The organism is Ruegeria sp. CK2, assembly GCF_056536585.1.
In genome coordinates, this window is the sequence record NZ_JBQFPW010000004.1 from 151661 (window position 1) to 166555 (window position 14895).

16 protein-coding genes are annotated in these 14895 nt (G+C 56.9%); 14 read left to right on the plus strand and 2 right to left on the minus strand.

Going from position 1 to position 14895, the window contains the following annotated elements; translation table 11 throughout:
- Position 1 precedes the first annotated feature (1 nt).
- The 4 genes from ACR0BU_RS08435 (at position 2) to ACR0BU_RS08450 (ending at position 4677) form a co-directional block, all read left to right on the plus strand.
- Complete coding sequence (locus ACR0BU_RS08435) at positions 2-1324, plus strand: PQQ-like beta-propeller repeat protein (RefSeq protein ID WP_480736814.1); 1323 nt, start codon at positions 2-4, stop codon at positions 1322-1324.
- Between the two features lie 48 nt (positions 1325-1372).
- On the plus strand, positions 1373-2836 hold the full coding sequence (gene der, locus ACR0BU_RS08440; RefSeq protein WP_480736815.1) for a ribosome biogenesis GTPase Der: 1464 nt from the start codon (positions 1373-1375) through the stop codon (positions 2834-2836).
- Positions 2837-3000: 164 nt separating this feature from the next.
- The gene (locus ACR0BU_RS08445) at positions 3001-3987 is read left to right on the plus strand and encodes a fatty acid desaturase (RefSeq protein ID WP_480736817.1); all 987 of its coding nucleotides are present in this window, start codon (positions 3001-3003) and stop codon (positions 3985-3987) included.
- An 84-nt stretch (positions 3988-4071) separates the two neighbouring features.
- Positions 4072-4677, plus strand: a complete 606-nt coding sequence (locus ACR0BU_RS08450) for a helix-hairpin-helix domain-containing protein (protein ID WP_480736818.1) — start codon at positions 4072-4074, stop codon at positions 4675-4677.
- A 54-nt stretch (positions 4678-4731) separates the two neighbouring features.
- On the opposite strand, the gene serS is transcribed toward ACR0BU_RS08450, so the two are convergent.
- Both serS and ACR0BU_RS08460 read right to left on the minus strand, forming a co-directional pair.
- Positions 4732-6024: a serine--tRNA ligase gene (gene serS, locus ACR0BU_RS08455; protein WP_300066997.1), complete on the minus strand. Its 1293-nt coding sequence runs from the start codon at positions 6022-6024 to the stop codon at positions 4732-4734.
- An 80-nt stretch (positions 6025-6104) separates the two neighbouring features.
- Positions 6105-7772 carry a mechanosensitive ion channel family protein gene (locus tag ACR0BU_RS08460; RefSeq protein ID WP_480736820.1) on the minus strand — a complete coding sequence of 556 codons (1668 nt, stop codon included), beginning with the start codon at positions 7770-7772 and terminating at the stop codon, positions 6105-6107.
- Positions 7773-7973: 201 nt separating this feature from the next.
- On the opposite strand from ACR0BU_RS08460, the gene yajC reads away from it, so the two are divergent.
- The 10 genes from yajC to ACR0BU_RS08510 all read left to right on the plus strand — a co-directional run bounded on the left by yajC (position 7974) and on the right by ACR0BU_RS08510 (position 14885).
- Positions 7974-8261: a preprotein translocase subunit YajC gene (yajC, locus tag ACR0BU_RS08465; RefSeq protein ID WP_298936143.1), complete on the plus strand. Its 288-nt coding sequence runs from the start codon at positions 7974-7976 to the stop codon at positions 8259-8261.
- 33 nt (positions 8262-8294) lie between these two features.
- Positions 8295-9956 (plus strand): protein translocase subunit SecD, encoded by a 1662-nt coding sequence (gene secD / locus ACR0BU_RS08470; protein WP_480736821.1) that lies wholly within the window; start codon positions 8295-8297, stop codon positions 9954-9956.
- Position 9957: 1 nt separating this feature from the next.
- Positions 9958-10926, plus strand: a complete 969-nt coding sequence (gene secF, locus ACR0BU_RS08475; RefSeq protein WP_480736822.1) for a protein translocase subunit SecF — start codon at positions 9958-9960, stop codon at positions 10924-10926.
- On the plus strand, positions 10919-11665 hold the full coding sequence (locus ACR0BU_RS08480; protein WP_300066988.1) for a TSUP family transporter: 747 nt from the start codon (positions 10919-10921) through the stop codon (positions 11663-11665). Before secF ends, ACR0BU_RS08480 begins: the two co-directional genes overlap by 8 nt.
- 9 nt (positions 11666-11674) lie before the next feature.
- Positions 11675-12028 carry an Mth938-like domain-containing protein gene (locus tag ACR0BU_RS08485; protein ID WP_480736824.1) on the plus strand — a complete coding sequence of 118 codons (354 nt, stop codon included), beginning with the start codon at positions 11675-11677 and terminating at the stop codon, positions 12026-12028.
- A 67-nt stretch (positions 12029-12095) separates the two neighbouring features.
- Complete coding sequence (ccmA, locus tag ACR0BU_RS08490; protein WP_480736825.1) at positions 12096-12710, plus strand: heme ABC exporter ATP-binding protein CcmA; 615 nt, start codon at positions 12096-12098, stop codon at positions 12708-12710.
- Positions 12707-13363 carry a heme exporter protein CcmB gene (gene ccmB / locus ACR0BU_RS08495; RefSeq protein ID WP_298936137.1) on the plus strand — a complete coding sequence of 219 codons (657 nt, stop codon included), beginning with the start codon at positions 12707-12709 and terminating at the stop codon, positions 13361-13363. The genes ccmA and ccmB overlap by 4 nt, the downstream gene beginning before the upstream one ends.
- Positions 13364-13424: 61 nt before the next feature.
- Complete coding sequence (locus tag ACR0BU_RS08500; RefSeq protein ID WP_298936136.1) at positions 13425-14198, plus strand: heme ABC transporter permease; 774 nt, start codon at positions 13425-13427, stop codon at positions 14196-14198.
- Positions 14195-14353, plus strand: coding sequence for a heme exporter protein CcmD (gene ccmD, locus ACR0BU_RS08505; protein WP_298936135.1), 159 nt, complete (start codon positions 14195-14197; stop codon positions 14351-14353). The genes ACR0BU_RS08500 and ccmD overlap by 4 nt, the downstream gene beginning before the upstream one ends.
- Positions 14346-14885 (plus strand): DsbE family thiol:disulfide interchange protein, encoded by a 540-nt coding sequence (locus tag ACR0BU_RS08510; RefSeq protein ID WP_298936134.1) that lies wholly within the window; start codon positions 14346-14348, stop codon positions 14883-14885. The genes ccmD and ACR0BU_RS08510 overlap by 8 nt, the downstream gene beginning before the upstream one ends.
- The last annotated feature ends 10 nt before the right edge of the window (positions 14886-14895 follow it).

Genomic DNA, 14895 nt, shown 5'->3' on the forward strand with positions numbered 1-14895 from the left:
TATGGTAACAAGATTTTTTTCCCGTTTGGGAGTGCCAGCAGCTGCCGTTGCGCTGACGACACTGGCCGCCTGTCAGGAGCCCGAGATCATTCTGCCAGGTGCGCGCGAAGATATTCGCCCGGCATCTGACACCGAAACGGTGGAAACCCGTGGATCGCAACCCGTCAGTCTCCCAGCGCAAAATGCGAATGCAAGCTGGCCTCAAAGCCCCGGTACGGCGGCCTTTCGCACAACCAATGCTGCATTGCGCGGCACCCCGCAGTTGACGTGGTCGACGTCGATCGGCAATGGCGACTCGCGCAAGCAGCGCATCACGGCCGAGCCGGTGGTCGCTGGAGGGTTGATCTATACGCTTGATTCCGGTGCTACGGTTTCAGCTGTGTCGCCGCAGGGACAGCTTGTTTGGAACACCAACCTTATCCCGGCCAGTGACGGAGACTCGGATGCCACGGGCGGCGGAATGGCCTATTCCAATGGCGTCCTCTATGTCTCGTCCGGCTTTGGACGACTGACAGCTCTTGATGCCAAATCGGGCGCGATCCGCTGGCAAAAGCGTTTGAACGCAACTGGCAGCGGCGCGCCGTTGGTCAGCGACGGATTGCTGTACTTGGTCGCCGGTGATGAAACCGGTTGGACTGTGGATACCAAAGATGGCCGTATCGCATGGCAAATCGAAAGCACGCCGAGCGTTGGCAATGTTCTCGGGGCACCTGCGCCTGTCCTGACGTCGGATCTTTCGGTTTTTGCCTTTGGGTCGGGTGATATTACAGCGACGTTCCGCAAGGGCGGCATTCGCCGTTGGAACGCTTCGGTCGCAGGTGGGCGCCGGGGGCGCGCTGCAGCACAGATCGTTGATGTGACCGGGGGCCCTATAGTTGCAGGTGACACAATATATATCGGCAACCATTCGGGTCGTACTGTAGCATTTGATGCCGCATCGGGTGAGCGTCGCTGGACTGCTGACGAAGGCGCCGTCGATACGGTTTGGCCAGCGGGGAACAGCATCTACTTGATTAGCGACCGCAGCCAATTGGTGCGTTTGAATGCGTCGGATGGCACTGTCGTCTGGGCACAGGATCTGCCGGGTTTCGTCAAGGACAAGCCTAAGCGGCGCGGCCCGATCTTTGCCCATTACGGCCCAATCCTGGCTGGCGGGCGCATTGTTGTCGCGTCGAATGACGGATATCTGCGTTTCTTCAATCCGGTGGATGGATCGCTTGTGCATCGCGTTGAAGTGCCGGGTGGCGCGACGACAGCACCTGTCGTTGCAGGTCAGACCCTTTATGTGGTTTCGACCAAGGGCCAACTGCACGCTTTCCGTTGACGACAAGATGCGCTAAAGGGCGCGTCTGAGTCTTGAAAGTTGAGTATCATGTCGCTGACCCTCGCCATCGTGGGGCGCCCCAATGTGGGCAAATCCACACTGTTCAACCGCCTTGTAGGCAAACGACTGGCCTTGGTCGATGACCAGCCTGGCGTGACGCGTGACTTGCGCGAAGGCGAAGGGCGACTGGGCGATCTGCGGTTTACCGTGATCGACACGGCGGGGCTTGAGGACGCAACCGACGATAGCCTTGAGGGGCGCATGCGCCGCCTGACCGAACGCGCCGTCGACATGGCCGATGTCTGCCTGTTTATGATTGATGCGCGCGTGGGGCTGACCCCCACCGATGAGATGTTTGCCGAAATTCTGCGCAAGCGGTCAAAACACGTGATCCTTGCGGCCAACAAGGCCGAAGGCAACGCGGCTGATGCAGGGGTGCTAGAGGCCTACAACCTAGGTCTCGGCGAACCGGTTCGTCTTTCAGGCGAGCATGGTGAAGGGATGGCTGACCTATATGATCAGCTCATGCCTTTGGCGGATGCGGCCGAAGAACGGGCGGTGGATGACACCCCCATAACGAACATTGAACTGGATGAGGATGGCGAGGGCGAGACGCCTCTGATCACGGCAGAAAAACCATTGCAGGTGGCTGTTGTTGGTCGTCCGAATGCCGGAAAATCCACGCTGATCAACAAGATCATGGGCGAAGATCGCTTGCTGACGGGGCCCGAGGCCGGGATCACGCGCGACGCCATCAGCTTGCGTGTCGACTGGGCGGACCCTGACGGGAACAGCACACCGATGCGTATCTTTGATACCGCAGGCATGCGCAAGAAAGCCAAGGTTCAGGAAAAGCTGGAAAAGCTATCAGTTTCGGACGGGCTGCGGGCCGTCAAGTTCGCCGAGGTTGTGGTTGTTCTTCTGGACGCGGCGATTCCGTTCGAACAGCAGGACCTGCGCATTGCAGATCTTGCCGAACGCGAAGGCCGTGCTGTTGTCGTTGCCGTCAACAAATGGGACATCGAGGAGGACAAGCAGGAAAAGCTGCGCGATCTCAAAGAATCTTTCGATCGGCTGCTGCCACAGCTACGTGGCGCGCCGCTGATTACCGTCTCTGCAAAAACAGGTCGGGGGCTTGAGCGGCTTCGTGATGCCATCTTGCGCGCCCATGATGTGTGGAATCGACGAGTGCCAACGGCTGCACTAAACCGCTGGCTGACGGCCATGCTGGAGCAGCACCCGCCACCAGCGCCGCAGGGACGACGGATCAAACTGCGCTACATGACCCAGGCCAAAACTCGGCCGCCGGGATTTGTGGTTATGTGTTCCCACCCCGACAAGATGCCGGCCAGCTATTCCCGGTACCTGGTGAATGGTCTGCGCGAAGACTTTGATATGCCCGGCTCGCCTATCCGCCTGACACTGCGCGGGAAAGGGGATAAGAACCCCTACAAAGGGCGGCGCAAGAAAAACGCTGGTGCATTGGCCAAACATCTCAAGGGTAAGGCGTAACTGCGCCAATTTTCAGCACTTTTACTGTCAGGGCGTGACAGTCTGTTTTCGGCGCGCTAGCATTTGCTTGCGTGCATATGTTTTCGTGTGCGCTGCTTGTACACGGGTGATCCGTGCATAGTTTTGGAACAGTTTGAACCGGACCATCGTGGGGAGCGGGCTGGATGGATCTGAGGGAATATACTCGACAATACGCAGTTCAGGACAACGGGCTTGCTGCGCTAAGCTATTTCGGCACATTTGCGGTGTATTTCGCATCGCTGGCCCTGGCGATTACTTATGTTGACCGCTGGTACGTTATGGTGCCGGCGGGGATCGTCTTTGCCTTTTCTGCCGTTCGTTTATACGTGCTGCAACATGATTGCGGGCACCACTCGCTGTTTGAAACACGCGAGCAAAACGAATGGGCCGGGCATGGCCTGTCGCCTTTTACATTTGCGCCGTTCGAAGTGATGAAACAGAACCACAATCTGCACCACAGCGGTATCGGAAATCTGGAGCATAGAGAGACCGGCGAAATCCACACGATGACCCTGCGCGAGTGGCGCGCGGCGGATTGGAAAACCCGGCTGTATTACCGGCTGTACCGCAATCCGTTCATCCTTGTGCCGCTTGGTGCGCTGTTTACGTATTTCATTCGTTACCGTTGGCCCAAGAACACTGTGCGGTTCGGGGTAACGGGCGTTTTGCTCCACAACGTCTCGATCGTGATTTTTCTGGGCTTGCTTTACATGATTGCCGGCACTACCGGCATTCTTGTTTGGCTGGTATTCTCTTTTCTGGGGGGGATGCTGGGCGTATTCCTTGTGTATTTGCAGCATAACTTCGAAGATACGTATTGGGATCGCCGTCCGGACCTGAACCCGCAGTTGGCGGCCCTGGAAGGTTCATCGGCTTTGGATTTCGGCTGGTGGTTCGACAATGCCGTGGCCTGTATCACGCTGCACGACATTCACCACTTCAATGCGCGTATCCCGTCTTATCGGCTACGCGCTTGTCATTACAACCTGCCGCCCGAATTCACCCCTAGACGGATCAAATTTCCCGAGGCAGTGGCGGCTTTGAACCTCAAGCTTTGGGATGAGGACGCGAAACGGCTTGTGCCGTTCCCAAAGAACGAGCCTAAATCGGATCTGGCTCACAGCAGCTAGGACTGCAGGCTGAAGCTTTGAAAAGCTTGTAGGTTCGTATATCTTGCGTATATACGAATGTGCAGGGAGCAAAAGAAGGGACCAATGATGACCGCAGTGACCGATGTTAAAGGTGTAGGAGAAACGCTGGGCAAGGCGTTGAACTCCAACGGTTTCAGAACCGCAGAAGCGATTGCCAAGGCAAACCCCGCGGATTTGGTCAAGGTTCCTCGCATTGGTGCTGCTCGTGCGCTTGTGTTGATTTCTGCGGCAAAAGACGCCATCGCCTCCAAACCTGCAGCCGCTACTAAAGCAGCTGCCAAACCGGCGGCGCGTCGTGCACCGGCGCGAAAACCGGCGACCCGGAAACCTGCCACCCGAAAGCCTGCGGCACGTAAGACCGTTGCTGCCGCTGCTGCTGAAAAACGGGCTGAAGATGCCGCGCGCAAGGCGGCCAAGGAAAAAGCTGAGGCCGAGTTGGCCGCAGCCGAGGCCAAGAAAAAAGCCAAAGCCAAGGCCAAGGCCGAAAAAGCTGCCAAAAAACGCAAGGAGATGGAGGCCGCATTCACCAAAGCCAAGGACAAGGTGAAAGCCAAATCCAAAAAGGACAAAAAGTCCAAGAAGGATAGCAAAAAGAAGGCCGACAAAAAGAAAGACAAAAAGTCAAAGAAGGACGGCAAGAAAAAGGATGGAAAAAAGGCGAAGAAGTAATCTTCTTCGCCTTGTTACGCTCGCTGAACCGGCGTCTTGGGCGCCGGTTTTTTGTTAGCTTAGTGTGCCGTCAGTTTGCAGCGTCAGCTTTTCACCCAGGTAGGGGCCCAAAGGCTGCGGCAGCGATACGGTGCCGTCCTCGTTTTGTCCATTTTCCAGAACCGCGATCAGGCAGCGCCCGACGGCAAGGCCCGACCCGTTCAACGTATGGACATATTCCGGTTTGCCACCGCCTTCGGGACGGAACCGGGCGTTCATTCGACGTGCCTGAAATGCACCCGTGGTCGATACCGAGCTGATTTCGCGATACGCGTCCTGTCCGGGCAACCAGGCCTCGATGTCGAACGTACGGCGTGCACCAAAGCCCATATCGCCGGTGCACAGGACAACGGTCCGATAGGGAATGCCCAATTGCTCCAACAAGTCCTCGGCGCAGCGGAGCATGCGTTTCTGTTCTTCATCCGAATTGTTCGGATGGGTGATCGAGACCATCTCGACCTTTTCGAACTGGTGCTGACGCAGCATGCCTGCTGTGTCTTTGCCCGCGCTTCCAGCCTCGGACCGGAAACAGGCGGTATGCGCGGTCATGCGGATGGGCAGGGTGGCTTGATCCAGAATATCGCCTGACACCGAGTAGGTCAGAGTGACCTCAGATGTTGGGATCAACCACCAGCCATTTGTTGTCTGATAGCTGTCATCGCCGAACTTAGGCAACTTGTCTGTGCCATACATAGCCTCGTCGCGTACCAGAACCGGTGTTTGCATCTCGGTCAGGCCGTTTTTGTCGATATGCGTGTCCAGCATGAACTGGGCCAAGGCCCGGTGGATGCGGGCCACGCCCTTGGACAGGTTCACAAACCGGCTGCCGCTGGTTTTAGCGGCGGTTTCAAAATCCATTGCCGCCGCGACGGCCGGGATTTCATAGTGCTCTTTTGGATCGAAATCGAAGTTGCGCGGCGCACCCCAGCGATTGACCTCGACATTGTCGTTTTCGTCTGCGCCTTGCGGGACGTCATCGGCGGGCAGGTTGGCGATGCGCGCCAGCTGATCGGTCAGCAGCGCGTCCAGGTCCTTAGCCTCAGTCTGCATCTGGGCGATTTCCGCCTTTTTCTCGGCGACCAGCGCGCGCAGGCGTTCGAACTCGACCTCATCGCCGCGCCCTTTGGCGGCGCCAACTTCTTTGGACGCCTTGTTCTGTTCTGCCTGCGCCGTTTCCGCAGCCAGAATCTTGGCACGGCGACTCTCATCCAGGCGCAACAGGTCTGACGACACCGGCGCGTCCCCACGGCGCGCAAGGGCGGCGTCAAAGGCGGCGGGGTTTTCGCGAATGGCGCGGATGTCGTGCATGAGTCATGTCCTTAATGCGTGAATCACTAAAGGCGCTTATGCACTATCTCGCGGGCAGGGTGTAGCGCTGGCGTAGGAAATTACTCCGTGTTTGCATCATCCTGATCGTCTTCATGTGCAAGATGCCCATCCCAGGGTTCTGACGGGATTTTAGGTTCCGGTGGATCAGCCATGTAGGACGGGGTCATGATCTGTACGTTGTTCTCGTTGAACACGGCGACAATGTTGCGATGCAGGTCCGATTTGATCCGGGGAATGATGCTGCCACGGGTGGTATATCCGTTGATCTGATAGTCGATCGCGTAGTCTGCCAGCGCGGTCCACAGCACAAAGGGTTCCGGCTTGGTTTTGATGCTTTTGGTCCGATGGGCGGCCTCGATCAACATGGCCTCGACCTTGGCCGGAGGTTCTTCATAGCCAATGCCAACCGTTGTGTGCAAAAGCAGGCCACTGCCGTCGGTCTTTTTTGAAAAATTGATCACATCTGAGTTCATCAGCTGTGCGTTGGGGATCGAGATCAGCTCGTTCTTGATGGATTTCAGGTGTGTCTCCATCAGTTTGATCCGCACAACATCGCCGACATGTTCGCCAATCTGAATGCGATCCCCGATTGAGGTGGACCGCCGATAAATCACGAACAGCCCTGCCAGCATGTTGGATACAACCGAATTCGCACCCAGCGACAGCATTGCCCCCACCAGAATGGTCAGGCCCTGAAAGGCCGCTGAATCCGAGCCCGGAATGTAGGGCACAGCGAAGACAAGCGCGATCAAAACCACAACGACACGCGCAATGTTGAAGGTCGGCCCGATCCAGTGCTTGTCGAAATCGCGCATCTCAAACGTGCCAGCTTCGACGGCATCAAAAAATACGCGCATCCCTTTGATAATGTACAACGTCACCCATGTGATCAGGGCCAGCATGATCAGATTGGGGACATAACTGACGATGCCTTTGACGATCACCAGCACCGGGTCAGTGAGATAGGTCAGCAGAACTTCGGCGATGTATCTGGTTTCTGCAAAGGACAGCAGGACAAAGGACAGGTAGTAATAAAACCCCAGGAAAAAGACAACCAACAGAACGAAATTCAGGCCATAGCGGATCAAACCCGCGATGGCTTCGGCCTGGACATGTTCGGCAGTCGCAGTTTCAACGCCTTTCAGATAGCGCTGTACGATCTCGAAGGTGCGCCGTTTAATCCTGCGATATAGCCACATGATCAGGGTGACGAAAAGTATGAAACCAATGGTCCATGCCCCGGCCTCGATTGCGCCGGATACACGGGCCTGATCAGTTCGGTTCGCCCGGTAGCTGGCAATCGCCGCCCCGATGACATCGCCATGCAACTGACTGAGAACGCTCAGTTCAACTTGTTCCAGCTCAGCATCCGCCGCCGTGACAACCGAAACCTGAATGCCATCAACTAGGATGGCTGTGCCCAGCTCGGTCTGTTCATAGGTGATTGTGACACTCGGCGCTTCTGACGCTTCGGCGGCGTTGATGATCTGGTTTTGAACCCTTTCTGCCCGTTCGCTGGCGGGCAGGGCGCTTGTGCCGCGCAAGTGGAACAGCGCCTCACCATCTACGACCACAGGAGCCTGGAAAACATCCGATTGTGTGGCGTCGGTTTCCGCATTGTCAGACGCGTCTTCTTGTGCGTGAACCGGCCCGACCAATTGGATGATCAGAAAAACAGCAAGCAGGAAATGAACCAGCAACTGGAAGCGTTTGAAAAGATGGGGCATCGGTCCTCCTGCGGGCCGACTATATCCAAGTGCGTCTGCGTTCCTAGGACATATCTGCAACGTTCACGATCATCTTTTGTGTTTGGTGCGATATTCGGGTGGGTTGCAGCGCCGCGTTTGCTTGCAAACGCTTAAATCAAAGCATAGGTTCGCGCCAAATTTGCGGAAACACGCCGCAACATCTGAACAAAGGAATATCCCATGGATGGTGGCGCAATCGCCCAATTTCTCCCGCTGATCCTGATTTTTGCGATCATGTATTTCCTGCTGATCCGTCCGCAGCAGAAGAAAATGAAGGAACATCAGGCTATGGTTGAGGCTGTGCGCCGGGGCGATCAGGTCGTTACCCAAGGCGGTCTGATTGGCAAAGTGTCCAAGGTCAAGGAAGGCGACAACGAGATTGAAGTCGAAATCGCCGACGGTGTTAAGGTTCGTGTGGTCAAGTCGACAATCGCTCAGGTGCTGAACAAGACCGAACCGGCGAAGTAATTTCGCGCCACAGTTCCTTGAAAAGGCAGGGTAATGCTGCAAATTGATACCTGGAAGCGGGTTCTGATCTGGCTGGTCTGCGTGACTGGCCTGCTGATGGCCCTGCCGAATGCGTTTTATACGCGTGTCGAACAATCGAACGATGCCAAAGCCGCTATTGAGCTGGGCATCGACACACCCGAGATGCAGGCCGAGGCCGCGCAGTGGCCGAACTGGATGCCGTCGTCTCTGGTCAATCTGGGCCTCGATCTGCGCGGGGGTGCGCATCTGCTGGCCGAAGTACAGGTTGGTGACGTCTACGAATCCCGTATGGAGGCCATGTGGCCCGAGATCCGGGATGCGTTGCGGGATGAACGCGCAACGATTGGAACCATCCGCAAACAACCGTCCGACCCTGATGAGATTCGTGTTCGTATCAGCGAGCCCGCAGGTATGCCCCGCGCGCTTGAGGTTGTGCGCGGTCTGGCCCGTCAGGTGCAGACCCTGACCGGTGTGGGCGCCACGGATATCGAGGCGCGTGCCGAGGGTGACACGATTGTTGTGCAACTGTCCGATGCCGAAAAGCTGGCCTCGGATGATCGCACCGTTCGCCAGTCGTTGGAGATTGTGCGCCGCAGAATTGATGAGGTCGGCACACGTGAACCGACAATTCAGCGCCAAGGTACCGATCGTATTCTGATTCAAGTGCCGGGTATCGGTAGTGCCAGTGAGCTGAAAGAGATCATCGGGACGACCGCTCAGCTGACGTTCAATCCGGTGGTTAATCGCGGAACAGACGCGGATGCCGTGCCTGGGATCGGTGAAAGTCTTGTGCCTTCGTTGGACGAACAGGGACTGTTCTACATGATCGAGTCCGCCCCGGTTGTGACTGGCGAAGAATTGGTGGACGCGCAACCGGCGTTTGACCAAAACGGCCGCCCGGCGGTGAGCTTCCGTTTTAACACGTCTGGTGCCCGCAAGTTCGGTGACTACACCCGTGACAATGTCGGCTCACCCTTCGCCATTGTTCTGGATGACGAGGTCATTTCAGCCCCGGTCATCCAAAGCCATATTCCGGGGGGGTCTGGTATCATCACCGGAAACTTCACTGTCGAAGAAAGCACCAACCTGGCGGTTTTGCTGCGTGCTGGCGCGTTGCCTGCGGGCTTGGAGTTTCTCGAAGAACGCACCATTGGTCCCGAGCTGGGTCAAGACAGCATTGACGCCGGTAAAGTTGCGACCATTGTGGCATTCGTTGCCGTGCTGGTCTTTATGGCGCTCAGCTATGGTTTGTTTGGCCTGTTCGCCAATATTGCGTTGATCATAAATGTCGGGCTGCTGTTTGGTCTTTTGTCCCTGATTGGGGCGACACTGACGTTGCCGGGCATTGCGGGGATCGTTCTGACGGTGGGTATGGCGGTGGATGCCAACGTGCTGATCTTTGAACGTGTCCGCGAAGAACTGAAATCCGCCAAAGGCCCTGCGCGCGCGATCGAACTGGGTTATGAGAAGGCTTTGTCAGCCATTCTTGACGCCAACGTGACCACGTTCATCACCGCCGTCATTCTATTCGCCATGGGTAGCGGCCCTGTGCGCGGCTTCGCCATCACTCTGGGCTTGGGCATTTTGACATCGGTCTTCACTGCGATCTTCGTGACCCGCCTGATGATTGTCATGTGGTTCGAGCGCCGCCGTCCGAAAACGATCGAGGTTTGACATGAGACTGAAACTCGTACCCCAGAGCACCTCGTTCGATTTCTTCAGCCGCTGGAAGCTGTGGCTGGGCATCTCCGGCCTTATGATGGTGATCGCTTTCACATCTTTCATGCTGCAAGGTCTGAACTTTGGTATCGACTTCCGCGGTGGCACAACGATCCGAACGCAAAGCGCGCAAGAGATCGATGTAGGCATGTATCGTGATGCGATTGCGCCACTGGAACTGGGTGATGTCACAATCACCGAGATTTTTGACCCGACTTTTGGTCCGAATGAGAATGTCGCAATGATCCGCATCCAGGCACAGGAAGATGCCGAAGCGGTCGAAGCGTCAACGATCAGCGCCGTCGAAGCGGCGTTGGCGGGTGCCGTGCCCGACGTTAAATTCGTGTCTGTTGAATCCGTTGGTCCCAAAGTTTCCGGTGAATTGATCCAGACGGCTGTTATCGCGGTTGTTTTGGCTATTGGAGCAGTGCTTGTCTATATCTGGCTGCGGTTCGAATGGCAGTTTGCATTGGGCGCTGTGGCTGCGTTGGTGCACGATGTAATCCTGACAATCGGCATCTTCTCGGAACTGCAAATTCGGTTCGATCTGGCCATTATCGCGGCGCTTCTAACCATCGTGGGTTACTCGCTGAATGACACTGTGGTCGTGTTTGACCGGGTGCGAGAGAACCTGAGGAAATACAAGAAGAAGGACCTCAAAGAGGTTCTGAACATCTCGATCAATGAAACGCTTAGCCGGACAGTGATGACCTCGGTTACCACGCTGCTGGCTCTGATCTCGCTTTACGTGCTGGGCGGTGATGTGATCCGCGGATTTGTCTTTGCGATGATCTGGGGTGTGATCGTGGGGACGTATTCTTCTGTCTTCGTCGCGTCGACCATCCTTTTGTGGCTGGGCGTCAAGCGCGACTGGTCCAAACCGTCAAACACCTCTGGCAATCAATTTGCCAACGTCGATGCCTGAGATTTTTGGTCAGTCCCCACAGGGGCTGGCCATTATTCTATTTGCAGCTTTTATGGGCGGCATAGTGCGGGGCTTTTCAGGTTTTGGTACGGCTCTGATATTCCTTCCACTCGCAACACCTCATCTTGGTCCGTTTGGTGCACTGATCGGGCTGACGATCATGGACATCTTTGGTCCGCTGCCCAATCTGCGTCGCGCATGGTTGGTGGTGGACAAGGGCGATTTGACCCGGCTTGTTCTGGGCTGCGCCCTGGTCTTGCCATTGGGCCTTTGGCTGTTGACGCAGGTCGAACCCGAGGTGTTTCGCTATGCGGTCAGCTTCGTTGCCCTGTTCATGCTTGCAGTTTTGATCCTTGGTGTGCGGTATCGAGGCAGGGTCAGCCGAACCATGGTCACTGCTATCGGTGGGGCCGCCGGGTTTCTGGGTGGTGTTGCCGGTCTGCCCGGTCCCGCCGTCATTCTGTTTTACATGTCCCGCCCTTTGCAAATCGAAACGATACGGGCGACGATTTTGTTGTTCCTGTTCGGTTTTGATTTCCTGATCCTTGGATATCTGACGGGGATGGATCGTGTGACGCTGGCGACTGCCGGTCTTGGGCTGGCCCTGGCGGTGCCAAATCTGATGGGCAACTGGTTGGGCGGCTGGCTGTTCCGACCGGACCGAGAGCAGCTGTACCGGGCCGCAGCTTACCTTGCGATTGCATTGGCGGCCTTGTCGGGCCTGCCGCTTTGGGGCTAGAACGCATCTATGCGGTTGAACGAAATCACATATGGCAACGCAGTACCGATTGACGGCTACGGACCTGGCTTTTTTCGCATTGGCGGCAAGGCATACGAAGGTGCTGTCTTGACTGGACCTGAAGGCACAAGCGTTTGGGGCGGATATGCGGATCAGACGTCGCTATTGGCGCTGGCGGATAAGGTAGACGTTGTGTTTATCGGCACCGGTGCCGAGTTGGCGCACATTCCGCCTGCATTGCGAAACGCGCTGGAAGCCGCCGGAATGGGGGTTGAGAACATGAACTCTCCGGCCGCATGCCGCACCTATAACGTCTTGTTGTCCGAGGGCCGCCGCGTCGCGCTGGCCCTGTTGCCGGTCTGAGATCGCGTCAGTGACCTGCGGCAAATCCCGCCTTTTGCCCCCAACGGCAATGCGATAGGCGGGCCCCATGACATTGACCGTAACCGATCTGACCATCACCCGAGGCGGCGTCCCCGTGCTGGAGGGTCTGAACTTTGCGCTGGAAACGGGCAGGGCCCTTATTCTGCGCGGCCCAAATGGGATCGGGAAGACCACATTGCTGCGAACGCTGGCCGGGTTGCAGCCACCGCTTATGGGGACGATTGAGGGCGCAGAGGATCAGATCGCGTATGCGTCGCATTCGGACGGTTTGAAGCCGACCCTGACGGTGACTGAGAACCTGGCTTTTTGGGCCTCAGTTTTCGGCACAGGCAGTATTAAGCCTGCGCTGGATACTTTTGGATTGAATGAGTTGGCAGACCGTCACGCCGGTAACCTGTCCGCCGGGCAAAAACGCCGGCTTGGACTGGCGCGCATGTTGGTCACCGGGCGCCCGATCTGGATGCTGGATGAACCAACGGTGTCTCTGGACAAGGATGCAGTACAGATGTTTGCCGAAGCTGTCCGAGCGCATCTTGCAGAGGGCGGTTCGGCGCTGATTGCCACCCATATCGACCTTGGTCTAGACGGGGACATTCTGGATGTCGGTGCCAACAAGGCCAAGCCCGGCCCACTGGATGACTTCGACGGAGGCTTTTTATGATCGCCCTGTTGCTGCGTGATCTGAAACTGGCCTTTCGGGCTGGTGGTGGTTTTGGTTTGGGTCTGGCCTTTTTTTTGATCGTAACTGTTATGGTGCCGTTTGCCGTCGGCCCTCAGTCTTCGTTGCTGGCCACGATCGCGGCGGGGGTGTTGTGGCTGGGCGCGCTTTTGGCGTGCCTGCTATCGCTGGATCGACTGCTTGCGTTGGATTGGGAAGACGGGTCGCTGGATCTGTTGGCCACGGCGCCTTTGCCGCTTGAGGCGGTCGTTACAGTCAAGGCACTGGCTCATTGGTTAACCACTGGATTACCCCTGGTTCTGGCCGCTCCGATCCTGGGAGTATTGTTGAACCTGCCTGCTCCGGGGTTCTTTTGGCTAGTCATTTCACTGTTGGTTGGCACGCCGGCCCTAAGCGTGATCGGGACGTTCGGCGCGGCCCTGACCGTGGGCCTGAAACGGGGCGGTTTGTTGCTGTCGCTTCTGGTGCTTCCGCTTTACGTGCCGACGCTGATTTTTGGGGCCGAGGTTGCCCGCCGCGGTGCACTCGGAATGGAGACGCAAACACCACTGCTGATGCTGGCCGGGATCACGGCTGCAACCATCGCTTTGCTGCCTTTCGCCAGCGCAGCCGTATTGCGGATCAATCTGCGGTGAACCGCCACAGTTTTGACCGATGTCAATTGAGAACAACTCGGATTTGGACTAGATAAAACCCATGTCTATCGTAGCCAAAGCCAACGCCCTTTGGGAATACGCCAACCCGCGAAAATTCCTTGCGACCAGCGAGCGTGTCTTGCCGTTTTTCTGGATCACCTCGATGTTTTGTATCGCCTTAGGGCTGGTTTGGGGGTTTTTCTTCACACCGGACGATTACAAGCAAGGGTCGACGGTCAAGATCATCTATCTGCATGTCCCCGCAGCACTGATGGCAATCAATTGCTGGTTGATGATGCTGGTAACCTCGCTGATCTGGCTGGTGCGTCGACACCACGTCAGCGCGCTGGCGGCGCGGGCAGCGGCCCCGATTGGGATCGTGATGACCTTGATCGCTCTGGTCACAGGAGCGATCTGGGGACAGCCGATGTGGGGCACCTGGTGGGCCTGGGATCCGCGGCTGACCTCATTCCTGATCCTGTTTTTGTTCTATCTGGGCTACGTTGCGCTATGGGAGGCAATCGAAGATCCCGATACGGCGGCCGATCTGACCTCGGTCCTGTGTCTGGTGGGATCGGTCTTTGCGATCCTTAGCCGCTATGCAGTGAATTTCTGGAACCAGGGTCTGCATCAGGGGGCTTCGGTTCTTCGGGCGGGGGCCGTCACCGGCACAGATACCGAAGAGAAGGTCAGCAACATCTTTTTCTACCCGCTGTTGGTCTGCATCATTGGTTTTGTCCTGCTGTTTGTGGCTTTGGTTCTGTATCGCACAGGCACGGAAATTCGGGCGCGTCGGATAAAGGCGTTGCTGGCACGGGAGAGGGTAGGCGGATGATGCCAGATCTTGGACAATACACTGATACAGTTCTGACATCTTATGCGGCATCGATTGTGTTATTGGCGGCACTGATCGTGTTCAGCGTGCTGCGCGGTCGTAAAGTGCGGGCCGAGATGGAAAAGGTTGAACAAAGGATGACGCGAAATGGCTAAAATCTCGCCCCTGATGGTTGCGCCGCCGCTGATTTTTGGCGCCTTTGCCGTGCTGGCAGGGATTGGCATGTTCCGCGACGATCCAAATGCCCTGCCATCAGCCCGCGAAGGTCAGGCCGCGCCGCCGGTTGTCCTGACCGAGTTTCCGGGCAAACCGTTGTTCGATGACACAACGTTGCGCGACGGAGAGGTCAAGCTGGTCAACTACTGGGCCAGTTGGTGCGCCCCGTGCCGGGCCGAACACCCCAATCTTGAGGCTTTGTCGCAGGAAGGCATTCCGGTCTACGGGATCAACTATAAGGACAAATTGGACAATGCTGAGGCTTTCCTGACCGAGTTGGGCGACCCCTACGAAGCCATCGGACGGGATGAGCAGGGACGCATGGCACTGGATTGGGGCCTGTATGGCGTGCCGGAAACCTACGTGATTGACGGCGAAGGCACAGTTATTCTGCGGTTTGCCGGGCCAATAACTCAGCGCGTTATCGAAAGCACGATCCGCCCGGCGCTGGAAAAAGCCGCAGGCGGATAGCGGTGGCAAT